This is a genomic window from Catenibacterium sp., assembly GCF_052354645.1.
In the GTDB taxonomy this organism is placed as follows: Bacteria; Bacillota_I; Bacilli_A; order Erysipelotrichales; family Coprobacillaceae; genus Catenibacterium; species Catenibacterium mitsuoka_A.
In genome coordinates, this window is sequence record NZ_DAWDDM010000158.1 from 1 (window position 1) to 4,669 (window position 4,669).

Consider the following 4,669-nt stretch of genomic DNA (forward strand, 5'->3'; position numbering starts at 1 on the left):
CAAAATGCATCATTGACAGTTTCTCCAGCGCTCTCATCCTGTTGTGCTGGATGCGGCATCTGAACTCCTGATCACATTCCACCACCATATCATCAGAATCACCATTCCAGGATATGAGCTGTTTCTTTATTTTGTTTCGTACTCTGATAGGAAGATCAGAACCATCAATTTCATATATTCTGAGAATCTCATCAATGTGATAACTAATGAATATTAGAGATTCGTCATAGAACTGCTTCACGAGTGTGAAATGGGCTGCAGTGCATCTCTTGATATATGGATGACCAGAGTATTTCTCTACTGCATCAGCACTTATCTTTTCTTTAGTTTTTTCTCCATTTTCTAGTTTCTTTTTCAATTTGTATATTCTTTGATAACCCACCTTTTCAGGGTTAAGACCATAAGATTCAAGCAGGGATTCAATGGACACAGAAGGGTATTCTTTATAGGCATTATTGATGAATTCAAGACTGAAGTTAATTCCATTTCTTGATTTAACGAATACCCTTGAATCAATCAGGTATGCATTACTATACTTTTCAATAGAGTCATGCTTTCCCAATACTTTGTTTTTTCCGTTAGTTGGACGACCATAGTGCCTAAAGGTATCGTTAATTTTACTTATTGCCTTTGAACTAAGCATTGAACAGTCAAAACCGTATGATTTAAGTGTTTCCCTTATCTGAAAGGTAGATGGCTGCTTGATCCATTCATCATATAGGATGCATCTGAATTCATAAGTGAATGCCAGTCTGTTTTGTCTTATATTCTTGACATATGGTGAACTGGATAATAACTCAATTTCTTCATCAGTGTATTTTTTTGATTTGTACATAGTGAAATTTCAACAACCAAAGAAAAAAGATACCCACAAGGGGGTATCACAACTGTCAGGTTGTTGTCCTCCTTATGGGTACCATTTTAATGTTCACTCTTTTTATGTTAGCTGATTTTTGTACCTGCTGGTAAATCTGTTTCTAATACTTTAATAGATTTCTTAGTGCCACCTGCAAGAATCATACCCTGAGATTCTACACCTCTTAATTTAGCTGGTTTTAAGTTCTTTACAACAATTACCTTCTTACCAGGCATGTCTTCTGGTGAATAACTATCTGCGATACCTGAAACAATCTGTCTTACTTCTCCACCAATATCAATCTGTGATACAAGAAGACGATCTGCTTTAGGATGCTTTTCACATTTCTTTACTTCACCTACAACTAATTCTACCTTAGCGAAATCATCAATAGTGATTTCAGGTGTTTCATCCTTCTTTTCTGGAACAACTGGCTTAGCAGGAGTTAACTTTTCTACCTGTTTAGCTACTTCTTTAGGATCTAATCTTGCAAATAATACTTCTGGATGATCAGTCACTTTAGTACCTGATTTATATGAACCGAAAGTATCTAACTTCATCATATCTCTTTCATCTGTATTAATCATATCTAAGATTTTCTTAGATGTACCAGGAATGAATGGTTCTAATGCGATAGCTGAGAATCTGATAGCTTCTACTAAGTTATAAAGTACTGTCGCAAGACGATCTTTCTTAGTTTCATCCTTTGCAAGAGCCCAAGGCATAGTATCATCAATATACTTATTAGTACGTCTTAATAATACATAGATTTCATCCAATGCCTTAGCAAGCTTGAATTCATTTTCTAACTTAATAGTCTTTCCTGGCATTGCGAGTGCGATTGATTTTAATTCATCATCTACTGGTTCACATACATTTGTATTAGTAACAACACCATCAAAGTATTTATTACACATAGCGATTGTTCTGTTTACTAAGTTACCTAAGATATTAGCAAGATCACTATTAATACGTTCTACTAATAAGTCCCAAGTAATTGAACCATCGTTATCATATGGGATTTCATGTAATAAATAGTATCTTACAGCATCTACACCAAATAGGTCTACTAAGTCATCCGCATAAATAACGTTACCTAAATGTTTAGACATCTTAGAATCACCCATTAGTAACCAAGGATGACCAAATACCTGTTTTGGTAGAGGTAAATCTAATGCCATTAAAATGATTGGCCAGTAAATAGTATGGAATCTTACGATATCCTTACCAATAACATGTACATCTGCAGGCCAATATTTATCAAATAATGGATCACTATGACCATCTAAATCATAACCTAAACCAGTAATATAGTTAACTAATGCATCAATCCATACATATACAACATGCTTTGGATCGAAGTCTACAGGGATTGACCAAGTAAATGAAGTTCTTGATACACATAAATCCTGTAAACCTGGTTTTAAGAAGTTATTGACCATTTCATTCTTTCTTGATTCTGGCTGAATAAATTCTGGATGATCATTATAATACTGCATTAAACGATCCTGATATTTAGATAATTTAAAGAAGTATGCTTCTTCTTTAGCATCATGTACTTCTCCACCACAGTCAGGACATTTTCCATCTACTAACTGAGATTCTGTAAAGAATGATTCACATGCAGTACAGTATTTACCTTCATAATGACCTAAATAAATATCACCTTTGTCATGTAACTTCTTAAAAATCTTCTGTACTTGTTTTACATGATATTCATCTGTAGTACGGATGAACTTATCATAAGTGACATCCATCATATCCCAGATACGTTTTACTTCTCCAGCAACTTTATCTACATATTCCTTTGGTTCAATTCCAGCTTCTTTAGCCTTCAATTCAATTTTCTGTCCGTGTTCATCTGTACCTGTCTGAAAACGTACATTATAGCCCTGCTGTCTCTTAGCACGGCAGATTGCATCACTTAATACAATTTCATAAGTATTACCGATATGAGGTTTACCTGAAGTATAAGTAATTGCGGTTGTTAAATAGAAATCTTTTGGATCTTTCATATTTTTCCTCCTGAAAATAAAAAAACGTCCTTAATAAAGGACGAAATTATCGCGGTACCACCTTTTTTACACTTACGTGTCACTCAATCTCTTAACGCGAGTTACGGTTATCCCTATTAGAGATAACAGCTCCCAGACCATCTTTCTAAAGCTTCACACTTATTTACACCAGCCATAAGTTCTCTATGCATTTCACTTTAGTCTCTTCTGTTCATTGCTTTTACTTTAAAACTTTAACAAATTTCTACAACCTTGTCAATGATAGGGTTGAAAGTCCTCACATTAAGATGTTCACTTTCAAAAGTTGAATATTTTTAAAGTTTTGAAAGTGAACCATTAAAGTACTTACTCTTCTAGTAACCATTCAGCAATATCGTAAATCACAATACCTTCATAGCTATACTTTGGATGTCTCGTTCTGGCAATAATCATTTTAGTATATGCATCTCTAATTTGTAGTAAAGGAGAGTATTCTCTCTCAAAAGTTTCCTGTGCTGAGATATTATCACTCACCTGAATATAGATTTTTTCACTACCTCTTTGAGCTACAAAGTCTATCTCTTTCTGGTAGAGTTTTCCAACATAAACATCATAACCACGACGTAATAGTTCAATACAAACCATATTCTCATACACTCTGCCATATTCCATATTTCTGCTACCTAAAATAGCATAGCGAATACCTGTATCACACAAATAAAACTTCTCAGAACTTTCCAAATATCTCTTACCACGAATATCATATCTCTTAATATCATAGAAAACAAAAGCGTTACATAAGTATTTAATGTATTTACGTACTGTGACATGATTTGTAGATACATTATTCGCAGTTAAAAGCTGACTCACCTTATTTGGAGAAGTCAAATTACTAATATTATCCATCAAGAATTCACTTAGTCTTTGTAATACAGTTGTATCAGGTAAAGCATACTTTTGAACTAGATCTCTTGTCACAATAGTTTCATAGACTTCCTTAATATAAGTAACCCTATCCCTATCATTTGGATATAAATAAGAGCCTGCCAAGCCACCTTTAAAAGAGTATTCATCAAAAAGTTTATCCTTATCACTCACATCACTATAATATTCACAATATTCTTGAAAGCTGAAAGGAAATACATGTATTTCAATATATCGTCCTGTAAAGAGAGTTGCTAGATCAGCACTCAACAAGAAAGCATTAGAACCAGTTACATAGATATCATACTTTCCTTTAGAATAGAGACTATTAATAGCTAACTCAAACTTTGGACACATCTGAACTTCATCTACAAAGAGATAATTCATTTTACCTGCTACATAATGTTGCTCTACATAAGAATGGAGTGCATGATATTCCTTGATTTCTTCAAACTTCAAATCCATAAAATCAATAAAAATTATATTGATATTATCGTAATTTGTTTTTAGGTATTCAATGTATGCCTGCATTAGTTTAGATTTCCCAGAACGACGAATACCAGTAATGATTTTAATGTCCGGTGTATCCTTTAGTTCAATGATCCTGTTGAGATAGTTTTTTCTCACAATTGTTTTCATATATTCACCCACTTTCAAAAGTTTAAATTTTTTATAGTTTTGCAACTGAACCACTACACTTATTATACTGTTCTAAAACTGCATGAACAAGATACCACTTTCAAAAATGAAATTATTTTAAAGTTTTGAAACCGTAATAGAAAAATGAGTGTTTTAAGCAAATTTGTATTTTACTTGCCACATTATATATATGATTTACAATGCCATTGAGGTGGTATCGTATGAATAGTTACGCAAATTATATAGAGACAATAAT

General features: G+C 33.2%; 3 protein-coding genes and 1 other annotated feature. All 3 genes read right to left on the minus strand.

Features of this window, described 5'->3' with window-relative positions; translation table 11 throughout:
- Positions 1 to 835 (minus strand): hypothetical protein (locus ACT8VG_RS07565; RefSeq protein ID WP_444195536.1); only part of this gene is annotated, 835 nt, incomplete at its 3' end.
- 107 nt (positions 836 to 942) lie between these two features.
- Complete coding sequence (gene metG, locus ACT8VG_RS07570; protein ID WP_187012554.1) at positions 943 to 2,871, minus strand: methionine--tRNA ligase; 1,929 nt, start codon at positions 2,869 to 2,871, stop codon at positions 943 to 945.
- A 33-nt stretch (positions 2,872 to 2,904) separates the two neighbouring features.
- Positions 2,905 to 3,095 (minus strand) — a binding site (T-box leader).
- Positions 3,096 to 3,216: 121 nt separating this feature from the next.
- On the minus strand, positions 3,217 to 4,413 hold the full coding sequence (locus ACT8VG_RS07575; RefSeq protein WP_444195537.1) for an ATP-binding protein: 1,197 nt from the start codon (positions 4,411 to 4,413) through the stop codon (positions 3,217 to 3,219).
- Positions 4,414 to 4,669: the final 256 nt, after the last annotated feature.

Bases quoted from the DNA above. Each gene is read 5' to 3' on its own strand.
- metG (WP_187012554.1), bottom strand. From the start codon at position 2,871: ATGAAAGATCCAAAAGATTTCTATTTAACAACCGCAATTACTTATACT.
- ACT8VG_RS07575 (WP_444195537.1), bottom strand. From the start codon at position 4,413: ATGAAAACAATTGTGAGAAAAAACTATCTCAACAGGATCATTGAACTA.